Below are 19,067 nucleotides of genomic sequence, written 5' to 3'. Positions count from 1 at the left end.
TGCTTCTATGATATTTTCCAAAGCTGGTGTAACTCTATTATTTTCACATGCTATTTTTGCTTTATATCCATCTTCAAGTAGTGTTTTGTAACATAATTCTGCAAGGGCAAAAGCAGTATTTGTTCCTTTGGCCGGTTCACAAAAACCTTCTCTGAAACCACATGGAAGACCTGCATTTACATTAGAATATGAGCGTTTTGTTGCTCTGGCTTCAAAATATGTTGAAAGTGCATCTCCCATTCCCGAAACAAGGAATCTGACCGGTGCATTTGCTATTATTTTTGAATCTATCAAAACTACACTTGGACTTTGTTTGAAATATGCATAATCCTCAAATGCGCCCTCTTCTGTGTATATTACTGCTGAATGACTTGTAGGAGCATCTGTTGCTGCAATTGTAGGAACTATTATGAGGTTTTCTCCGCCTGCTACACATTTTGCTGTATCTATTGCTTTACCACCGCCAAGTCCTATTATACAGCTACATTTTTTTTGCTTTGCCTCTTCTTGTAACCGGCTGATCTCTTTTCTTGAGCATTCACCGCCAAAATTACTCTCCATGAGCGTTATTCCGTATTTATCGGATGTTGCTGCCAGCTTTTCTTTTACTCTGTTTACATCGTCTTTATGGGCGATTAACAATGCCGATTCTCCAAATGTTTTTACAAAATAACCCAGATTCAACAGCTCATCTTCTCCCTGTACATATTTGCAAGGACTTATAAATGCTTTTCTCATATCTTTTTCCTTTCTTGCGTTTGTTTTGCTTTTCCTATTTGCCCAGAAAACCTCCATCAAATTGAGTTTTGCCCTATCAGTTAAGGCAAAATGAATTCTGTTATGGGTTTTAATGGTTCTTTAGGATAAATATATCCAGGCATAGGCATTAAAGGATTGTAAACCTTTTCTATATCTATGACACCTACCCCCTTATGCATACCTCTATATATACCCTTTGTCAGCAAGCTCTCTAATGACAAATTAGTTGCATAACAAGCAATCTTCTGGCCTGCTTTAATCTTTGCAAGCTCATTTTTATAAGGGTTAGCTGTAAAAATAATTCGGCCGTTTGAACTAGTTACGGCCTGTACAATAGGAGTAATTTCGCAAAAACCATCCGGATTTATCGATGAAATGAATTTTAACGTTGATACCCCATCGACTAAAGAGCGTGACAAATGATTCATGGCACCATTTTGATTGCCTTTCACTAATCCTTTTTTCATTCTAGTTATCAAGGCCGAACAAATAATACTCCTCATCGGAAGTGCTTCTTTTTCAGTAATATCTACAAGATCCAGATAATTGACTCTGCCAATACCAAAATACGAATTGTAACGAAAAAGAGGTTTTTCGTTAAACAATTCGAACTCTGCACCTGTTGTTTCTGTGTGAGTATATACTACCTTGCCTCGCCACATTTTTTTATCTACATTCATAATCAAAAATCCTGATTTTGGACGTTTGCATATAAATTTTTTTGATAGCCCTTCACAAAACTGGCCAAACATCATACTTTTTTCATCTTTTGCCATCAAAGTACTAAGCATCGTAATATGTGGGTAACCGTAATCATCTATTACCGCCATCAGCGCTATTTTACCGTCTGAAGAAAATAGTTTTATTGCCTCTTCTGAAATTTTAATTGGCATATTTAACACCTGCTTTCAATTTAATGTTTGTATTTGTACTGTACCAGTCCATACGGCCAGTCCAATTTTGCCAACACTTTTTTCTGCTATTTTCTGAAGATAATCCATTTGTTCCCGACGCATAAGCGGTTTATCTTTAAATTCCCAGGTCATACCAAGCCGTTCATATTTATCCTTGCAAAGATTGTTAAATGCACAAAGTTCCCATCGCATAACTACATCCACCATATTTTCTGCAATAAATTTACCAATGGCTAAAATATTCTCTTTACTATCCGTAGCATCTGGAATTACAGGTGTTCTTATCCATATTTTCAATCCATTTTTTCGAGCAAAACTTGCAGAAAGAACCGCATTTTTTATTATTTGAGCATTACCAGTACCAGTAAATTTTTTATGAAGTTCACAATCTATAGTTTTTATATCCAACAATAGCAAATTACTATATTCTAGAACGCTAGACATAATATCAAAATTGACATTGCCAGCAGTATCCAGAGCTGTGTGAACTTCGTTTGCCTGCATACACTTGAAAATTTCCTGTACAAATTCTGCCTGAAGTAAAGGTTCTCCGCCTGAAACAGTTATCCCTCCGCCACTTCTGTCATAATATGCTTTATCTTTTAAAAGTTCTGCTGCCAGTTCATCTTCAGAGTACATAGTGCCTTTACGTTCCATGGCCTCTGTAGGGCAATTTTCGGTGCATTTAAAACAATTTATGCATTTGCTTTTATCCTTAATTATTCCATTATTAAAAGTTAGCGCGTTGTTTGGACATATTGCTACACAGAAACCGCAACTAATACAATGAGTTTTTATCCATACAGATCTTGCTTTTGATGATATACTTTCTGGATTATGACACCAAGAACAGTTCAAATTACAGCCTTTTAAAAAAACAGTTGTTCGTATGCCAGGTCCATCCTCAGTAGATAATTTTTGTAAGTCTAATACACAACCATCCATTATCTAGAACCTCGAGTGACTTTCTCTTGCAATAATTTCGTCCTGCAATTCGCGTCCAACAGTCACAAAATAAGCGTTATAACCAGTTACGCGCACTAATAGATTGCGATAATTTTCAGGGTGTTTCTGTGCATCGCGAAGTTTTTCTGCATCCAATATATTAATTTGTAGAGCCGTACCACCATTTTCAGTGTACCCCCGTAAAAATGCTTTAAATTTTTCTTTGTGCGCAACATCTCTCAAAAATGCTGGGCTAAAAGTAATTGTATGACTTGCTCCATTTGGCAGATTGTTTTGATATTCAAGATAATCTCCATTTTTCACTTTACCACCCATAGCTTTACCGACCGAATTTGCATTGGCAGTGGGTCCGTTAATATCAGCACCATTACTTGGACAAATAGCATTACTCAAAAACTGCCCTTTTTTGCGCCCATCTGCGCTTGCAGCAAGAATATATCCATCAGATATCCAATAATTCCAACTAAGCATACCTGTTCTATACTGTGCACCGGAAGCTTTTGTTTTATGTTTCCATGTTTCTTCAGCAAAAAGCTCCATTACAGACAATGCCATGGAGTCTGCAATATCATCATCTCTTCCATACTTTGGAGCCTTAAATTTAGCTTTTGCCTGTAAAATCTCGTAGCCTTCCCAGTTATTCTTCAATGCCTTAATCAACTCTTCCATCGTACATTCTCGTTTATCGTAAACAAGGTATTTAATGGCAAGAAGTGAATCTACAGTGGTTGCAAATGTTACTCCTTCTATCGTAACAAAACTAATTTGAGCACCACCTTGTGTAATATCTTTTCCACTCTCTGCACAACCATGTACTAAACAGGAAAGATAGGGCGTTGGACAATATTTAGCACGTAAGTCATCTGTTTCGTTATATAGCATTACATTTTTATTAATTATGTGTGCTAACTGTTTTTTAAAGGCAAAATACAACTCTTCAAAACTATTAAATTTTATAGGATTACCAGTTCGTGGTCCATCTTGTATAATTTTGTACGGTTTACCCCAAAGAGAGTCTGTATACTGTATTAAATCCTGACCGTTGTTCAAAGCCAATTCTAAAGCTTTAAGCAAATTTAAATTATTATCCACTGTACCAGACCTATCATTTCCAACCATTGTATTTTCAAGACAACCTACTGAGGCATATTCATGAACAGTATCGAGATTAATATATTTTTCTAAATGAGCCATTTTAGATTCGCGCATGAGACCAGCCATAGACCGCTCATCAAAGTTAAGCAAAAATGGTGCTCCTTGACTTGAAGAAATCATATCAACAATTTTTTCTAAAAGTTCATTCGGAGTACCACGATGCAATCTCACATTGGGTTTAGGTTCAAGTATAGGACTCATTTCATCTATCACTTCTAATAATACATATGTCATTTCGTTAGTTATATCTGTGTCGTTTTTTCCTTTACCACCAATGTTAAAAAGCTGTCCATATGCAGCTGTTATACCTTGATTATTACCTGTACGTATCATAGAATCATAAACCGTATTGCAATGAATCCAAAAACACTTTAGTATTTCTTTTCCAAATTCACGATTCATACCTTGCTTTATTGATATTTCCCAATACGGCAAAAGAATTTGATCTAAACGACCGAACGAAAGGCCTGCTCCTGGGAAATTTTCATCTGTCATTACAAGCATATGTGTCAGCCAAAGTGACTGTATAGCTTCCCAAAAATTTCTAGCACCTTCCCAAGGCACACGTTGTAAATTTTGGCTCATACTAAAAAGCTCGTCTCTTCTGTCCAGATTTTTTTCTTTTCTTGCCAGTTCAGAGCAAAGAATTGAATATTTTTCCGCAAGTTCTTTTGGCATTAAAGCTGCTGTTTTCATTGCACGTATTTGTGCTCCTTGACTTCCTGCTCTTTGTTTCGCAGAAAAATTTTCATATGCTTCATTGAGATTTTCAAAAATTCCTTTAAATCCTTTTTTTAGCACTTGTGCATAATCGGGGATAATATGAGCAGATGTTGCACCACAATTACCAAATCCGCGATCATGAAATTCCTTGACAGAATTTCTTGTTCCTTTTTTCCCAAACACTCTAGCATTACGTAAGCTAGCTTCTTTTTTCGTCCAGCAGCGCGATGCCATCAAATTAAAACGACCTCCAGCTATTAAATCACCGGGCAATATTTCCTGTGGCACATAATTTACAATTGCTTCTTTAATAAACCATGCTCGTCGCTCAGCAATGCTTAATGAAAAAAAATCATTCTTCAGCTTAACTTTATGCGCAGCTTGCTTCGTAGATAAAACAAATTGTTTGTAAAATGCATAGGTTTCGGGCGCTACGTAGTATGATAATTCATCATAAATTTCGTCCCAGTCTGTACCTGTTGTAAACGGAACAAATTCGTTATTCCATTCTCTTTTAACTCCCAGGAAATAGTAATCTCTGAGCCACTTTATTCTTTCAGACAAATTATATGGCTCTTTTATCTGATTTTTTAAAACTTCCATCACTTCTACCTCACTTTCATTTTTGTCTTAAGAAACAAAAAAAGTTGTTTAGTACTTTGAGTCAATATCAAGAACTTTTTGACCGTGATTTAGCATTTTTTTCATAATTTGGCCTGCTTGTCTACTATTACCTTTTTCTATTGCAACAACTATCTCTTGGTGGAATGTATTAACAATAGATCGATCTGTAATTTTTTCATAAAATTCCTTAACAATGTGTTTGTACATAATTTCTATTGAGCGAAGAGTCATTGGAAGCATTGTGTTGCATGATGCTTTTGCTATTTCTAAATGCATCTCATAGTCAAGTCTAGTAACTTCATCTGAAGAAAGGTCTTTTGTCTCTTGTTCAAGCAAATTTCGAAGACATTCTATGTTCTCTAGACTTCTGTTTTTAGCAGCCAGTTTTGCTGCTGCTACTTCTATAATTTCCCGATATTCCATTAGCTGACAAAGCAATTCTTTATCCACAGTTCCTGTAAACTGCAAAATATCTCCATACAATTCTAATGTTCCTTCTTTTTTAAAATCATTCACGTATGTACCTTGTCGCGGCACTATTCTAAGAACATTTTTTGTAGCAAGTTCAACCAGCCCGGCGTGTACAATAATACGAGAAATACCTGTTTGTTCAGCTAAATCTCTCTCCGCAGGTAATTTCTGATCAACTTTATACTCGCCTGAAAGAATTTTTTGCTTTACATATTGTATTAGTTTTTGTTTTGCACTTTGCTTTTTCAATGAAACAATCTCCTTTCGTGGTATTACCACGATCAATATACAACATTATACTTATTTTGTAAATAGCAAACAAAACATGAATATTTTAATCAAGATACAATTATATCCTTATAACGTTGTATGAATTTTTCCGATATTGCAATTAAATGATAATTAAAGAACCTAATAGCATTTAACAAAAAACAGTTCTTCACCTTCCCTTCTTTTCTTCTTGACATTTGTCTTGACTTTTGTCAGACGAATGTTAAAATGTTAACAGACCAGCAGTCAAAAATTGGAGGTTACTATGGAGTTAAATTTAAATAATAAAAATGTACTTATAACAGGCGGCTCTAGAGGACTCGGCAAAGATATCTGCCTTGCCTTCGCTAAAGAAGGTGCAAACATCGCCTTTACATATAACAGCAACAGAAACAAGTCAGAACAATTGGCAGTTCTATTACAAAAAGAATATCATGTAAATACAAAGTTTTTTCAATGTGATGTTTCCTCTGAAAAAGACGTAAGGCAGTTATTTTCGCAAATAACTGCCTCATTTGGAGGGATCGATATATTAGTTAATAACGCTGGGGTTTGTTCTGTAAATATGATAAAAGATATGAGCCTGGAGGAATGGTCAAGTGTGATCAATACTAACTTAACCGGAGTTTTTTTAACATGTCGAGAGATGATAAATCATCTTTTAAGCCAAAGCAGGGGCGGCAGAATAATTAATATTGCTTCTCAAGCTGCCTATAATGGCTCTAAACGTGGCAAATCACATTATTCTGCCAGCAAAGGAGGTATCATTTCTTTTACCAATTCTTTGGCTAAAGAAGTTGCCCGGCACGAGATATTTGTTAATGCTGTTGCCCCTGGAATGTTATACACTGAAATGACTGCGGATATCCTTGACGAAGAATTAGAACGGTATAACAATCAGATTCCAATTGGCAGAATTGCGCAACCCTGCGAAGTTGCAAATATGATTTTGTACCTGTCCAGTGAAAAATGCAGTTATACTACTGGTGCCACCTTTGATATCAGCGGGGGAATGATTGGCAGATAACTAGCAAACCATTAATTATTTGGTCTTACTTCTGGTTTGCAGAAGCAACTATTTGTACTGATTTGCTACATCCAAAGCGATTGGCTCCAGCATTGACCAGTTCATATATTTGGTTTGCGTTGCTTATTCCTCCGTCTATTTTTATACCTATTTCATTTCCTATAATACTTCTTACAAAACGAACATCTTCTGAACAAGCTTTTTTGCCTGATAAAGCATTAGAAATTTTTATATAATCAACTCCTGCAGCTTTTGCTATTTTTAAGACTACTTTTTTTTCTTCATCTGTAAAAAGACTCTGCTCGTAAATAGCTTTAACTTTTGCTCTGCCTCTGGCAACATCAACTATATCTTTTAAATCTTTAAGTGTATCTTCAAATTTGCCACTTTTCACAGCTAAAATATTCATGGCTACATCTAGTTCTTTTGCACCGTTTTTTAAAGCTTCACGAGTTTCAGTAAGTTTTGCAGCTGTAGATGCTGCACCATGCGGAAAACCCACAACAGTACATACGTTTACATTGCTATTCATTAGACATTCAGATGCCAATTGAACAAAATAAGGAGATACACAAATATTTGCCAATTGACAGTCAAGAGCTTCTTGACAAGCCTGCTTGATTCGTGATTCAGAAATATCAGGATTGAGCATACTATGTTCAATCGTTCCGGCAACATTAATTTCTTTGTCAGAATTACTGATTTCTTCTGATTTTGATAATTGATATTTTTCTTCTGATAGTTTTTTCACATTATTAGATGAGACAGCATTACATTTGCAATTCGAGCCACATTTTTGAGCTGTATCAACATCTATAGCTTTGTCTGACTTCTCTAAGGAAATCATCACTGCTTTAGTTACTTTTTCTATTATTTGTTCGATTTCCAATTTTAGAACCGCCTTTCAACCTTCGTTGATAGAATCAATTACACCGCATATCGTCAGATCAACCAAAACACTCTTATCTTCCAATATCATCAAAGCTGCCCCTCCATCTATATTGACCAGAACAGTATCGCCAATACCCGCATCCGCAGCATCAATGGCAATCTGCCTATTTCCACAAGGGTCACCTGACATATTTATCGTTTCGACCAACATTAATTTGTGACCAAAATGAGAATCCGGTTTTATCGTGGCAACTACATTACCTACTACTTTTGCCAAAAACACGGTATATATTTCCTCCTTCTATTAAACCAAAACTGTTTTTTATGATCAGATTTTGGGAAGAATTGCTTCAACATCTTCATGCGGTCTAGGAATAACGTAAACACCGTATAATTCACCAACTGCTTTTGCCGCAGCCGCGCCGGCATCAACAGAAGCTTTAACTGCTCCAACATCTCCTCTGACCATTACTGTAACTAGCCCAGAACCAACTTTTTCTTTGCCGATAAGCTGAACATTTGCTGCTTTTACCATTGCATCTGCTGCTTCAATTGCACCTATTAAACCTCTGGTTTCAACCATTCCTAATGCTTGTTTTTCCATTTTTCTTCTCCTCGCTTCTAATTTTGATTTTTACTTAATCATCTTTTCTTCACACAATAAACACTTATTCATTTATGCGGTCAATAAATCCAATAATGGAAGAATCGACCGGAATAAGACGACATTCAGGAAAGGGCTGACAAGCTTCTTTACTTCCTATCAAATAAACAAAATCCCCTTGACCAGCTTGTCTTGTTCCATCAGCAGATACAATATAATCACCGGGTTTACCATTCACAATTTTTTGCACAACCAGCAATTTTATTCCAATTAAACTTTCATTTTTTACTGTACTAACTACAGAACCAACAACAATTCCCGTATACATATTTACCCCTTCCATAAGCAAACAACTTATATAACAAGGGCTTATTTTTTTGCTTCAGAAATATTTTTTGATAAATTATTTTTCTCATTAATAACAGGCAAAATATTCTCCACATCATCATGCGGTCTGGGAATTACATGCATTGAGACTACTTCACCCACTCTTTTAGCTGCCGAAGCACCAGCTTCCACTGCAGCCTTTACTGCACCGACATCTCCTCGAACCATTACCGTTACCAATCCTGATCCCACTTGCTGCTTTCCAATAAGTTGGACATTTGCTGCTTTTACCATTGCATCTGCTGCTTCAATTGCTCCTATCAAACCTCTGGTTTCGATCATTCCCAATGCTTGAAGTTCCATTTTTTTCTCCTCTTTTCCTCTTTAGAATTTTGTTTATTTCATACTAAATGATACGAAAATTACCCCGCAGAACACATCTTCGTTTACGGGTAAAAGTTCTGGCACTTGTTATTCCTTCTCCTGTGGGGGTGGCTATCGTTAGGGAAGTGTAACCCTCTCCTTCAAACCCCAAACCTGCATATGACGGAGCATTTTTAACAAATATCGTTGTATTTAATTCTTTGGCGGCTTTTGATAAATTACTAACATTTTGTGAATGCATTATAGCTGTATGCCGGCAGTTGTTTTCAGCCTCTTTTGCCATTTTGATAACTTCATCAATATTATTTGCAACTCTAACAATCCCTAAAACGGGCATTAACATTTCTACTTTTACAAAAGGATGATTGCTATCTACTTCTGCAATAATAAGACGAGGATTGCCTTTGAAGTGAACTTTACTCTCACTCAATATATATGCCGCATCTCTTCCTACAAAATTTCTGTTAACCTGATACCCTTTATTCGTTTCTTTCAAAACGGTACGAACAATTTTACCTATATCTTCTCCAAAAACTTTTATGGCACCATTTTGCTGCATTTCTTCCATGAGCGGCTCAATTATGTCGGTGAATGCAAATACTTCTTTTTCGGCAATACATAGAACATTATTATCAAAGCTCGCACCATCTACAATATCTTTTGCAGCTTGAGCGACAATAGCAGTATCATCGACTATTACGGGAGGATTCCCTGGCCCTGCAGCAATAACTTTCTTACCTGTTTTCATTGCTACTCTAACAACTGCTTCACCACCTGTAATAGCAAGTATTGAAATATCTGCATGCTCCATAATAGCTTTGCCTGTTTCAAGTGTTGGTTCAGCCACAGTACAAATTAAATTCTTAGGGCCACCTGATTTTTCGATTGCCTCATTTAGAATCCTCATAGCTTCTTGTGATGATTTTTTTGCAGAAGGGTGCGGATTAAAAACAATTGAATTACCAGCTGCTATCATGCTAATAGAATTATTTATTACAGTAGAGGTAGGATTGGTGGAAGGTGTAATTGCACCAATCACTCCGTAAGGTGCACTTTCTACTATTGATAACCCATTATCTCCGGAAACAGCTTCTGTTTGTAAATCTTCCAACCCCGGAGTCTTGTCAATGGCTAATTGATTCTTTAGAATTTTATGTTCTACCTTGCCATATCCAGTCTCGTTATTTGCCAGTTCAGACAAATAGCTAACCTGTCCACGGGCAGCTATGCGCATCGCATCTATATATCTGGCTCTTTCAGCCAGCGATTTGTTCATTAATTCCTGCTGTGCTTGCTTGGCAGCCAGCACAGCCTGATCAGGGGTCAGAGCCAACCAGCTTAAGCATTTAAATTGTTCTCTGCAATCTATAGACAAGTTATCTGACATTGCAACTACTGAAGTTTGTTGCAAAGATGATTCTTCTATTAGATATTTGTTATTCATAATTTGTTTTTTGGTATCTTCCGCTATGGCGCGAATTTGTTGATCCGTCAGACTCATTGTAAAAATCCTCTCATGCATATTTTGCTTCAGTGTTTACCTGAATCTTAATTTTCATATTTACGAAAGACAATACGATTTTCTATCTCTATAGAATCTATAATGGCTACAATCGCCATATCGGAAGGTTTGTTCTCTGTAATCGGAGTCTGCCTGGAAGAACTGCCCCCGCAAAGCATAACTATTTCGCCTGCTCCTGCACCTACAGTATCAATCGCAACTATCGGCTGCCCCTTTTCTTCGAAAGTAGATAATTCTATAGGCACAACGACCAAAAGAGTAAGACCAACAAGTTTTTCAGTCTTATTTGTACTTATTACCTTTCCTTTGACTTTGGCAATCTGCATTTTGCTTACTCCTGTCTTTTTTACCGTCTCACTCTATATCAATTATTCAATTATTACACCGAGTTCACCGGCTGTATCCAATGCCAATTGTGTTATAATTGCATTTTGTGCAGCTTTGAGAGATTCACCTCTAATACAAGCATCTTCAACATCTTTTGCTGTAATTAAATCTTTTTCACCTCTTGGCACAGTATCTTTGATATTGCCCAGACGATGAATAATAATACCCATCTGTTCTAAAGTATTTAGATCGTCAACCAATTTTGCAAAACCCCTTCTGTGCCTTGGCAACTCAAAGTCTAAAATCATGGTAACAAGACTTCCCCATAGCAAAGGTCTTAACATAAGCATTGTTTCAAAAGAACTGTCATCGCCACTTGCGAGCGATGCTATTGTGTCAAGAGAAGGCGTAATTATTAGATATTGTTTGTAATAATGAAGTTCATTTATCAATTTATGTCTTTGATGTAATGTGTCTATATTAATAATATTACATTTATTAAATGGCGTTTTTTGATCCTCTTCTTCAAACTTATCTGCATTAATCTGAATATAATCTGGCTTAATATCTTGCTGTTCTATCCATGTCAAAACCCGTCCAGCAGCAAAAGTATATTGGGGCAATAAAACCAGTGTTCTCTTCTTTTTAATATCCTCTTCAGATTCATCTTGATCAGAATTCATCTGTATATTCACATTATCAGATAAATTTGTTGAAAGCCTTTCTATTATTACGCGTACAGTTTTTGCGCAAAGATCTTGTATATCTTTTTGCTCCCAGTTTTTCATACCAGCTGCTTGCCTTTCCTTTGGTCTATCGAATTAACTCCAACAAAGTTCCTGATAACATTCCGACTGCATTTGCTTCATCGGTATCAATATGCAGCTCCAGCTCATGTTCTTCTCCTGCTCTAACAACTATGTTGCCAAGAATTGCTTCACGACTTCCGCATTTACGAACCTGAATAATATCACCGTTTTTAACATTGTATATTTCTGCTTGTTTTGGACTAATATGCAAATGACGAGCAGCAATAATTACACCTTGCTGAATTTTTACTTCTCCAGCCGGGCCAACGATAATTGCACCTGGAGTATTTTTTAAGTCTCCTGACATACGTATGTTAGTTTCCATACCGATCTTGTAACAATCTGTCAGTGATAGCTCAACCTGAGTCTCCGATCGAACCGGACCTAGCACTCTAATGTTTTCTATTTGTCCTTTTCTACCTATTACAGTTAATTTTTCAGGACAAACATATTGGTTAGGTTGTGTCAGCTCCCGCAGCCTTCCCAATTTATATCCTTTGCCAAACAGAATTTCTACATCATTCTGACAAAGATGAATATGTCTGGCAGAAACGGCTGCAGGTATATAGAATACTTGATCTTCTTCGATTAATTTTTTGGCTATAGTGATTAGAACTGATCGCTTTATTTTTTCTTTATCCATACTAATACATTATCTAATGCTTATTCTGACCATAATTTTTATGTATATCTACTGCATCCTGAGTTTGTTCAGGAGTCATTATAACCGGATTACCAGCAGATTTCGCCATCAAATAGGTCAGTGCAGCATCCTCCATATATATTGCTGCATATAAAGCTTCTTTTAAATCTGTGCCTACTGTTATAACACCGTGATGTTTAAGAATTACAGCCTTTCTATCACCAATATATTTCACTGTTTGTACACCCATATCTTTGCTTGCTGCAGAGCAGTAGGGAGCTACATTAACTGCTCCTAGAGTAACATTTGCCAAAGTTGTAACGGCGGCAGGCAATTCATCGCAAATTAGTCCGGCAGCTGTTGCATAGGGCTGATGGGTATGAATTATTGCATTAACCTCCGGCATATGTTTGAAAATATATAGTAAAGCTACAGTATCGACTGATTCTCTAAGGCGTCCTTCTATTCGAGTACCCTCGCTGTCTATTACTATGATATCTTCAGGCTTCATTGTTTCATAGGATGTTCCTGAAGGAGTAACCAGAATATGACCATTTGAAAGTCTGACACTAACATTTCCACCCGACAAACGTACCAGACCATTATGCTTAATCTCCAGTGCAGCCTCTATTATTTCTTTCTTTAGCTTCCTGTACATACACTTCTTCTCCAATTCAACTTTTATATTAATTAAATCTTTTGACATATGTTATTTCATTTGTTAATTCAGATTAACACATGCCATGACTTTTGTCAAAAATATTGTCTTAAGTTTTTTTCTTGTCACAAGTTGAATCTTTTTCACTATCAAATTTTACTTAAATGAGCATACCACCAGTTACATCAACACAAGTGCCATTGATAAAATCAGCTTTGCAAGAAGCTAGAAAAGCAACAGCATAACCTACTTCCTGAGCAGTCGAGATACGTCCTGAAGGTATACGTTTTTCATAGGAAGCTTTTATTTCCGGGTTTGATAGTTTATCTTCATTAAGAGGTGTTCTAACCATTCCCGGAGTAACACCATTTACAACAATGCCATATTTTGAATACTCTCTTGCCAAAGCCTTTGTCAGCAAGACCAATCCGCCTTTAGCAGAAACATAATGTGCATGTGCTTCTGTATTGACCATAAATCCGGATTTTGAAACAATATTTACAATTCTTCCTCTTAAACCCTTTTCTTTGTAATGGCTGCATGCACGCTTGCTAACCATAAAAGGGCCTGTTAAATTTATGTCAATTACTTTTCGCCACTCTTCATCGGACATTTCTTCTGCCAATGTAGTAGGCCAAATACCCGCATTGTTAACTACAATATCCAGGTGTCCATATTCGCGTACAGCAATATCGATCATTCTGTCAATGTCATCTGCTTTAGTTACATCACCATATACAGCAATACTTTTACCGCCAAAACGTTCTCCTAAGGAACTGGCAAATTTCTTTGTTTCTTCCTCATTAGTGATGTAATTAACCATTATATTGGCACCTTCCTGGGCAAAAACCTCACAAATACCTGCGCCAAGACCAGCACCACCGCCTGTAACCAAGACAGTTTTTCCACTTAATTCTAAGTCCATATTACCTCCAGCCGCTTCAATTATTTATTATTCGGCAGAATTTTTTCCACGTCTTGATGCGGACGAGGAATTACATGAACAGAAACCAATTCGCCAACACGTTTTGATGCAGCGGCTCCTGCATCTACGCTAGCCTTAACAGCCCCGACATCTCCTCTTACAATCACTGTTACTAATCCAGAACCTACCTGTTCTTTTCCCATCAAGGATACATTTGCTGCTTTTACCATAGCATCCGCAGCTTCGATTGCTCCTATAAGTCCTCTTGTCTCTACCATACCCAATGCCTGCTTATCCATTTTGTATTTCCTTTCTTTTTTCTCAATTAGAATTTTCCCAAAGTGCTGATAGTTTTTTATAAAAATTCTTTGTTAAAGCTTGTTCTCATTAATACTCGTCTTTAACTACTTTTACATTGCTTGTAGGACAACTGATTTTACACTTGCCGCAATGCAAGCAATCTGAATTATCTTTATCACCCTTTATTATCAAAATACCTTTACTTGTGCCCATTCTGACCGCACCGGCATTCAACATCTGATCGCAAGTCTTGCGATCATTAATACCAGTCGATGCTTTTACCATCATGCCTTCTCCAACTGTACGCTTCATCAGCCGAATATCTTCAACTGTTGCGCCTCCTGTGCCAAACCCTGTTGATGTTTTCACAAAATCAGCTTTTGCCTGTTTGGCAATTTCACAAGCACGTACCTTTTCTTCATCTGTTAACAAGCAAGTTTCAATAATTACTTTTACCAAAGCTTTAGGATGTGCTGCATCAACTACGGCTTTTATATCTTCATAAACAAGATCATAATTCTTATCCTTAAGTGCACCGATATTTATTACCATATCAACTTCTTCAGCACCGTTTTTAACGGCTTCCATTGTTTCTACACCTTTTACAAAACTTGTATTAGCACCTAGAGGAAACCCTATAACACAACATGTTTTTACTCCTGAACCGGCAAGTTGCTCTGCAACATATTTCACATGAGTTGGATTAACGCAAACACTTGCCAGTTGATATTCTTTGGCTTCATTGCAAAATCTCTTAACAGTATTACGAATGGTGTCTGGTTTAAGCACTGTATGATCCATATACTTTGCATAAGAGGCATCATAATCACTGTTAGACTGTTGAACAACTTCTTCCTTTATGCTGCTTTCTTTCATTATTTCGCTGGTTATTTCGCGAATCATTTTTTCAATATCCATGCCACTCTCCTTTTGATTTTTATTAACTCACAGAATCAATTGATTTAAATATTTAATGCATCTCTCGACCGCCGGTAATATTGAAAGCCTGACCGGTACAGTAATCTCCAGAAACGGTTAAGAAAAATACGAAATCAACCACGTCTTGTTTGTCAGTCAGTCTTCCCAGAGGTATTTTGGATGTAAACTGCTTTACAATTTCATCACGTTCCATTTTCATATTCTCAACATAGCCTTTACTTACACTAGACCAAACACCAGTTGCATCAGTTATGCCAGGACAAATGGAATTTATTTTGATATTGTACTTTGCATATTCAAAAGCCAGAGATTGCGTCAGAACAATAACTGCGCCTTTAGCAGCACTATATGGTGCCATTAAAGCGGATCCTGTTTTACCTGATTTAGAAGCAAAATTAATGATTCGCCCTTCCTTGTTTTTTTTCATACTTTCAATAGCACCCTGAATACAATACGCAGTTCCATAAACATTTACCTTAAACATTTTGTCAAAAATCTCTTCGTCATTTTCTTCAAAAGGACGGTTGTCAACCACGCCTGCATTGTTAACCAATGTATAAATATCACCTATCTCACTTGTAATTTTTTTAAAACAGGCGAGCACAGCATCACGGTCGGTAATATTTAAAATAATTCCAGTTGCATTGTAGCCCTTGTCACGTAATTCCCGGGCTGATTTTTCCACAAGAGGATCAATGTCAATCATTACAACATTAGCCCCTTGTTCACCATACTTTTCTGCTATGGCATAACCGATACTTTTTGCCGCACCTGTTACAACACAAACTTTGTCTTCGAGATTATCTGCATATAAACTCATTCATCTGACCTCCTTAAAATATTGTTTTTATGATTATCTTTTATGAAAGTTTTTTGATCAAAGCAATCCTGAACGCATATTCTCGACAATACCATTCATATTAGCGGCCTTAAATAAAGAAGAACCGCAAACGAGAACATCCGCACCATATTCTATTGCAGAACAATATGTATCCATGTTAATTCCACCATCAACCTGGATTTCATATTTCAAACCCAGACTTGCACGTAATTCACTTAAAGTCCGCAATTTTTCGAAAGCATATGCAATAGCTTTTTGTCCCCCAAAACCTACACAAACTGAAACCTGAAGAACGATATCGGCTTCCTCAATTGCACAGCGCGCAGACTCTATGGTTGATTCTGGTGTCAAAGCCAAGCCTGCAAGCAAACCTCTTTTTCTTATTTCTCTTAAAAGTCTCACCGGATGATTAGTAGCTTCTGCATGAATTATTATTGAATCCACACCTGAACCAGCAAACAAATCTATCATGCTTTCTGGATTGCTCACCATAAGATGTGCATCTTTTCTCAAGCGACTATCTTCTTTTAATGCCTCAGCAATATTAAGACCGACTGCTAAATTTGGTACAAAATGTCCATCCATAACATCCAGATGTAGTATTTCACAACCGGCCGCATAGGCTCTGTCAATTTCTAAACCCAATTTGAGAAAATCTGCTGATAAAATAGATGCTGAAAGTTTCATAACGCCTCTTCACATTTTTCATGACAAATGTCAGATTTGTTTTTATGATACTCTCAACGCGAACTGATGTCAACATTAACACGCAACATTGCACATTTGTTCAAAAAAAGGACAAAAAAAAGATGCCTCATACAGAAACATCTTCAAACAAAAACTGTTGCTAACTAGTGATAACCAAGAACAGCAATCGCAGCTTTTTCATCAGTTATGAGAACATCAATATACCGTCCCCGTAAAGCCCCTGCTATTATATCTGCCTTTTTCTCGCCGGCAACTACACCAATTACAGTTGGAATCTGACGCAAATCCTCCAGAGAAACTGCAATCATTTTATCATTTAGTGACGTGTGGCAATTATTCCCATTTATATCTATATAGCGACCACATATATCGCCAACAGCTCCTTCTCTTATGAGTTTTTCTGAATCCTCCATATTTATATGTCCTGATCTAAATTGAGCACTTAATTCCGGTTTAGTAGAGCCAAGGCCTACTATAGCTATATCAGCATCTTTAATTTTCTCAAAATGACTTTTTATATGAGGTTCTTCCATCAAAAGATCTCTAAGGATCTTACTTTGAACCATAAAAGGAGCCTGTAAAACGTAGCGATCACCGTTAAGAGCATTTCCAAGAGTCAAGGCCATCGTGTTAGCATCCGTATCATTTGTTTTATTTCCCATGCCTCCAAGCAACTGTATTACATCAGCCTTCATTGTTTTTGAGTTACGAATGCTTTTAATTGTACTGTGTATTGTTGTGCCCCAGGCGATGCCTATAAGCATTCCAGGTCTTAATATTGTCTCCAAATAATCCGCAGCAGCTTGTCCAACACGAATTTTATCCTCATCAACATTATTGCTTTGTGGTACAACAATTGCTTTGCCAACATTAAAAGATGCTTCAATACGCCGGCCAAGCTCACTGCCAAGAGAAGAAACATCATTTATTCTGATTTGAACAATACCATCTGCAATACAAGCTTTGAGCATGCGCGATACACTAGGCCTTGACAGGTGAATTTTCTTTGCGATTTCTTCCTGCGAAAGCCCTTCCATATAATACATTTTTGCAACCATAACTTTAATATCATGCTTATCCATATCGGCAATTCCCTCAATCTGATATCTTCACAATACAACAGCCTTGAACTATTGTCAATTTTTCGCAAACAAATGCACCAATGCACTTTTGTTCACAAAAAAACCTCACTGAATCTACTAATAGAGAAAGCAGGAGGTTCATATAAAAATAGAATGCAAGTCAGAAAACCTTTAAGCCATCTTATGAATCTGAAGAACTTTTTTAGCTGTATTTTCATCAGTTACCATTATATCAATTATGTTGGTACGCAAAGCTCCAAGCATTGAAAGAACTTTATGATCACCGGCGGCAACGCAAATAACTTTATCTGTATTTCTTAAATCAGCTTCTTCAACACCTATTATTCTATTATTGTATTCATTATTCAAAAATTCGCCATTGATATTAAATCGTCTTGCACATATATCTCCAACTGTACGATTTAAATCTGCCTCATATTCACGAAGTGCATCTTCAGAACATGCCTGCAGTTTACTATTATAATATTCAGGAGGTGCTCCTACACTAATCAAAGCAGCATCCAAAGACTTCCATTTTTCAAGAATAGGCTGCATAGTAGCACTCTTTAGATATAGAGCTTTGTCATCAATGGTCTCTGCGATAGCGGGTGCAAACATCAACAAAGGTGATCCTTGCATTTTCTCTGCCAACATACGTACCATCTCATTAAGTTGATATTCAGAGGCTATCCTGTTTGTCCCACCTATTAAAGGTACGACATTAATATCACAAAGATTGTTATTATTTCTATAAGCGGACATACTTTCATAACAAGTCGTTCCCCAGGCAACACCTAGTGAAGTATGACTTTTTATTTCTTCATCTACAATAGCAGCACCTTGAGAAGCAACAATTTTTGTCAATATACGCTGTAATTTAGCATTTACAGGCACAACAAAACATTTCTCAAGCCCAAATATTTCTACCATTTGATCCGATAATTCTTTATTATTTATCTGGGGATTTTTCACTCTAATATCTACGATACCAAAATCTCTAGCCTCGGTAAGTATCATTGAAATGGCTGAACGGGAAATACCAAGCTGCTTAGCTATCTTTTCCTGTGTCATACCATCAACATAATACATCTGAGCAACCTGAACCATAATATGGATATCATGTCTTGTTTCCAACGTGTTTCCCCCACTGTTTTCATAAATAGTATTCATGATTATATTCCTCTTGACTAAGGGTGTC

The 19,067-nt window shown here is 36.7% G+C and carries 22 protein-coding genes and 1 pseudogene; 1 reads left to right on the top strand and 22 read right to left on the bottom strand.

The genetic code is table 11. The features are described from left to right. The 5 genes from AC0KSB_RS00880 to AC0KSB_RS00860 form a co-directional block, all read right to left on the bottom strand. Window positions 1-738: iron-containing alcohol dehydrogenase (locus AC0KSB_RS00880; RefSeq protein ID WP_472305788.1), on the bottom strand; the 738-nt coding region annotated here is incomplete at its 3' end. Window positions 739-818: 80 nt separating this feature from the next. Beyond that, a complete protein-coding gene (locus AC0KSB_RS00875) occupies window positions 819-1,652 on the bottom strand; it encodes a hypothetical protein (RefSeq protein WP_472305786.1) in 834 nt (277 codons plus the stop codon). A gap of 15 nt (window positions 1,653-1,667) precedes the next feature. After that, window positions 1,668-2,618: a glycyl-radical enzyme activating protein gene (locus AC0KSB_RS00870; protein ID WP_472305784.1), complete on the bottom strand. Its 951-nt coding sequence runs from the start codon at window positions 2,616-2,618 to the stop codon at window positions 1,668-1,670. Window positions 2,619-2,621: 3 nt separating this feature from the next. After that, window positions 2,622-5,120, bottom strand: a complete 2,499-nt coding sequence (locus AC0KSB_RS00865) for a pyruvate formate lyase family protein (RefSeq protein ID WP_472305782.1) — start codon at window positions 5,118-5,120, stop codon at window positions 2,622-2,624. Window positions 5,121-5,168: 48 nt separating this feature from the next. Then, a complete protein-coding gene (locus AC0KSB_RS00860; protein ID WP_472305780.1) occupies window positions 5,169-5,861 on the bottom strand; it encodes a FadR/GntR family transcriptional regulator in 693 nt (230 codons plus the stop codon). Between the two features lie 286 nt (window positions 5,862-6,147). On the opposite strand from AC0KSB_RS00860, the gene AC0KSB_RS00855 reads away from it, so the two are divergent. Beyond that, window positions 6,148-6,909 carry an SDR family NAD(P)-dependent oxidoreductase gene (locus AC0KSB_RS00855; RefSeq protein WP_472305778.1) on the top strand — a complete coding sequence of 254 codons (762 nt, stop codon included), beginning with the start codon at window positions 6,148-6,150 and terminating at the stop codon, window positions 6,907-6,909. Between the two features lie 25 nt (window positions 6,910-6,934). Here AC0KSB_RS00855 and deoC (AC0KSB_RS00850) read toward each other — a convergent pair whose 3' ends face one another. From deoC (AC0KSB_RS00850) to AC0KSB_RS00770, 17 genes and pseudogenes are all read right to left on the bottom strand, one after another. Continuing rightward, window positions 6,935-7,798 carry a deoxyribose-phosphate aldolase gene (gene deoC, locus AC0KSB_RS00850; RefSeq protein ID WP_472305776.1) on the bottom strand — a complete coding sequence of 288 codons (864 nt, stop codon included), beginning with the start codon at window positions 7,796-7,798 and terminating at the stop codon, window positions 6,935-6,937. Window positions 7,799-7,813: 15 nt separating this feature from the next. Continuing rightward, complete coding sequence (locus AC0KSB_RS00845) at window positions 7,814-8,083, bottom strand: EutN/CcmL family microcompartment protein (RefSeq protein ID WP_472305774.1); 270 nt, start codon at window positions 8,081-8,083, stop codon at window positions 7,814-7,816. A gap of 45 nt (window positions 8,084-8,128) precedes the next feature. Beyond that, on the bottom strand, window positions 8,129-8,404 hold the full coding sequence (locus AC0KSB_RS00840; RefSeq protein WP_472305772.1) for a BMC domain-containing protein: 276 nt from the start codon (window positions 8,402-8,404) through the stop codon (window positions 8,129-8,131). A gap of 64 nt (window positions 8,405-8,468) precedes the next feature. Next, window positions 8,469-8,732, bottom strand: a complete 264-nt coding sequence (locus AC0KSB_RS00835) for a EutN/CcmL family microcompartment protein (protein ID WP_472305771.1) — start codon at window positions 8,730-8,732, stop codon at window positions 8,469-8,471. A 41-nt stretch (window positions 8,733-8,773) separates the two neighbouring features. Beyond that, on the bottom strand, window positions 8,774-9,094 hold the full coding sequence (locus tag AC0KSB_RS00830; protein WP_472305770.1) for a BMC domain-containing protein: 321 nt from the start codon (window positions 9,092-9,094) through the stop codon (window positions 8,774-8,776). Between the two features lie 43 nt (window positions 9,095-9,137). Beyond that, on the bottom strand, window positions 9,138-10,616 hold the full coding sequence (locus AC0KSB_RS00825; protein WP_472305769.1) for an aldehyde dehydrogenase family protein: 1,479 nt from the start codon (window positions 10,614-10,616) through the stop codon (window positions 9,138-9,140). Between the two features lie 47 nt (window positions 10,617-10,663). Then, a complete protein-coding gene (locus tag AC0KSB_RS00820; RefSeq protein WP_472305768.1) occupies window positions 10,664-10,963 on the bottom strand; it encodes a EutN/CcmL family microcompartment protein in 300 nt (99 codons plus the stop codon). Between the two features lie 42 nt (window positions 10,964-11,005). Then, a complete protein-coding gene (locus AC0KSB_RS00815; RefSeq protein ID WP_472305767.1) occupies window positions 11,006-11,752 on the bottom strand; it encodes a hypothetical protein in 747 nt (248 codons plus the stop codon). Window positions 11,753-11,777: 25 nt separating this feature from the next. Further along, the gene (pduL, locus tag AC0KSB_RS00810; protein ID WP_472305766.1) at window positions 11,778-12,416 is read right to left on the bottom strand and encodes a phosphate propanoyltransferase; all 639 of its coding nucleotides are present in this window, start codon (window positions 12,414-12,416) and stop codon (window positions 11,778-11,780) included. Between the two features lie 13 nt (window positions 12,417-12,429). Next, complete coding sequence (locus tag AC0KSB_RS00805) at window positions 12,430-13,074, bottom strand: class II aldolase/adducin family protein (protein ID WP_472305765.1); 645 nt, start codon at window positions 13,072-13,074, stop codon at window positions 12,430-12,432. A 160-nt stretch (window positions 13,075-13,234) separates the two neighbouring features. Beyond that, on the bottom strand, window positions 13,235-13,999 hold the full coding sequence (locus tag AC0KSB_RS00800; RefSeq protein ID WP_472305764.1) for an SDR family NAD(P)-dependent oxidoreductase: 765 nt from the start codon (window positions 13,997-13,999) through the stop codon (window positions 13,235-13,237). Window positions 14,000-14,019: 20 nt separating this feature from the next. Beyond that, window positions 14,020-14,298 (bottom strand): BMC domain-containing protein, encoded by a 279-nt coding sequence (locus tag AC0KSB_RS00795; RefSeq protein WP_472305763.1) that lies wholly within the window; start codon window positions 14,296-14,298, stop codon window positions 14,020-14,022. Window positions 14,299-14,461: 163 nt separating this feature from the next. Further along, window positions 14,462-15,100 (bottom strand): annotated as a pseudogene (gene deoC, locus AC0KSB_RS00790) (deoxyribose-phosphate aldolase); the annotation flags it as partial. 169 nt (window positions 15,101-15,269) lie between these two features. Continuing rightward, entirely contained in the window at window positions 15,270-16,058 is a 789-nt protein-coding gene (locus tag AC0KSB_RS00785) for an SDR family NAD(P)-dependent oxidoreductase (RefSeq protein WP_472305762.1), read from the bottom strand. A 57-nt stretch (window positions 16,059-16,115) separates the two neighbouring features. Continuing rightward, on the bottom strand, window positions 16,116-16,766 hold the full coding sequence (gene rpe / locus AC0KSB_RS00780) for a ribulose-phosphate 3-epimerase (protein ID WP_472305761.1): 651 nt from the start codon (window positions 16,764-16,766) through the stop codon (window positions 16,116-16,118). 164 nt (window positions 16,767-16,930) lie between these two features. Further along, window positions 16,931-17,869 carry a sugar-binding transcriptional regulator gene (locus AC0KSB_RS00775; RefSeq protein ID WP_472305760.1) on the bottom strand — a complete coding sequence of 313 codons (939 nt, stop codon included), beginning with the start codon at window positions 17,867-17,869 and terminating at the stop codon, window positions 16,931-16,933. Window positions 17,870-18,040: 171 nt separating this feature from the next. Beyond that, on the bottom strand, window positions 18,041-19,039 hold the full coding sequence (locus AC0KSB_RS00770; RefSeq protein WP_472305759.1) for a sugar-binding transcriptional regulator: 999 nt from the start codon (window positions 19,037-19,039) through the stop codon (window positions 18,041-18,043). Window positions 19,040-19,067 lie beyond the last annotated feature (28 nt).

The organism is Ercella succinigenes (genome assembly GCF_900002895.1).
This window is presented reverse-complemented; position numbering and strand designations above follow the sequence as displayed.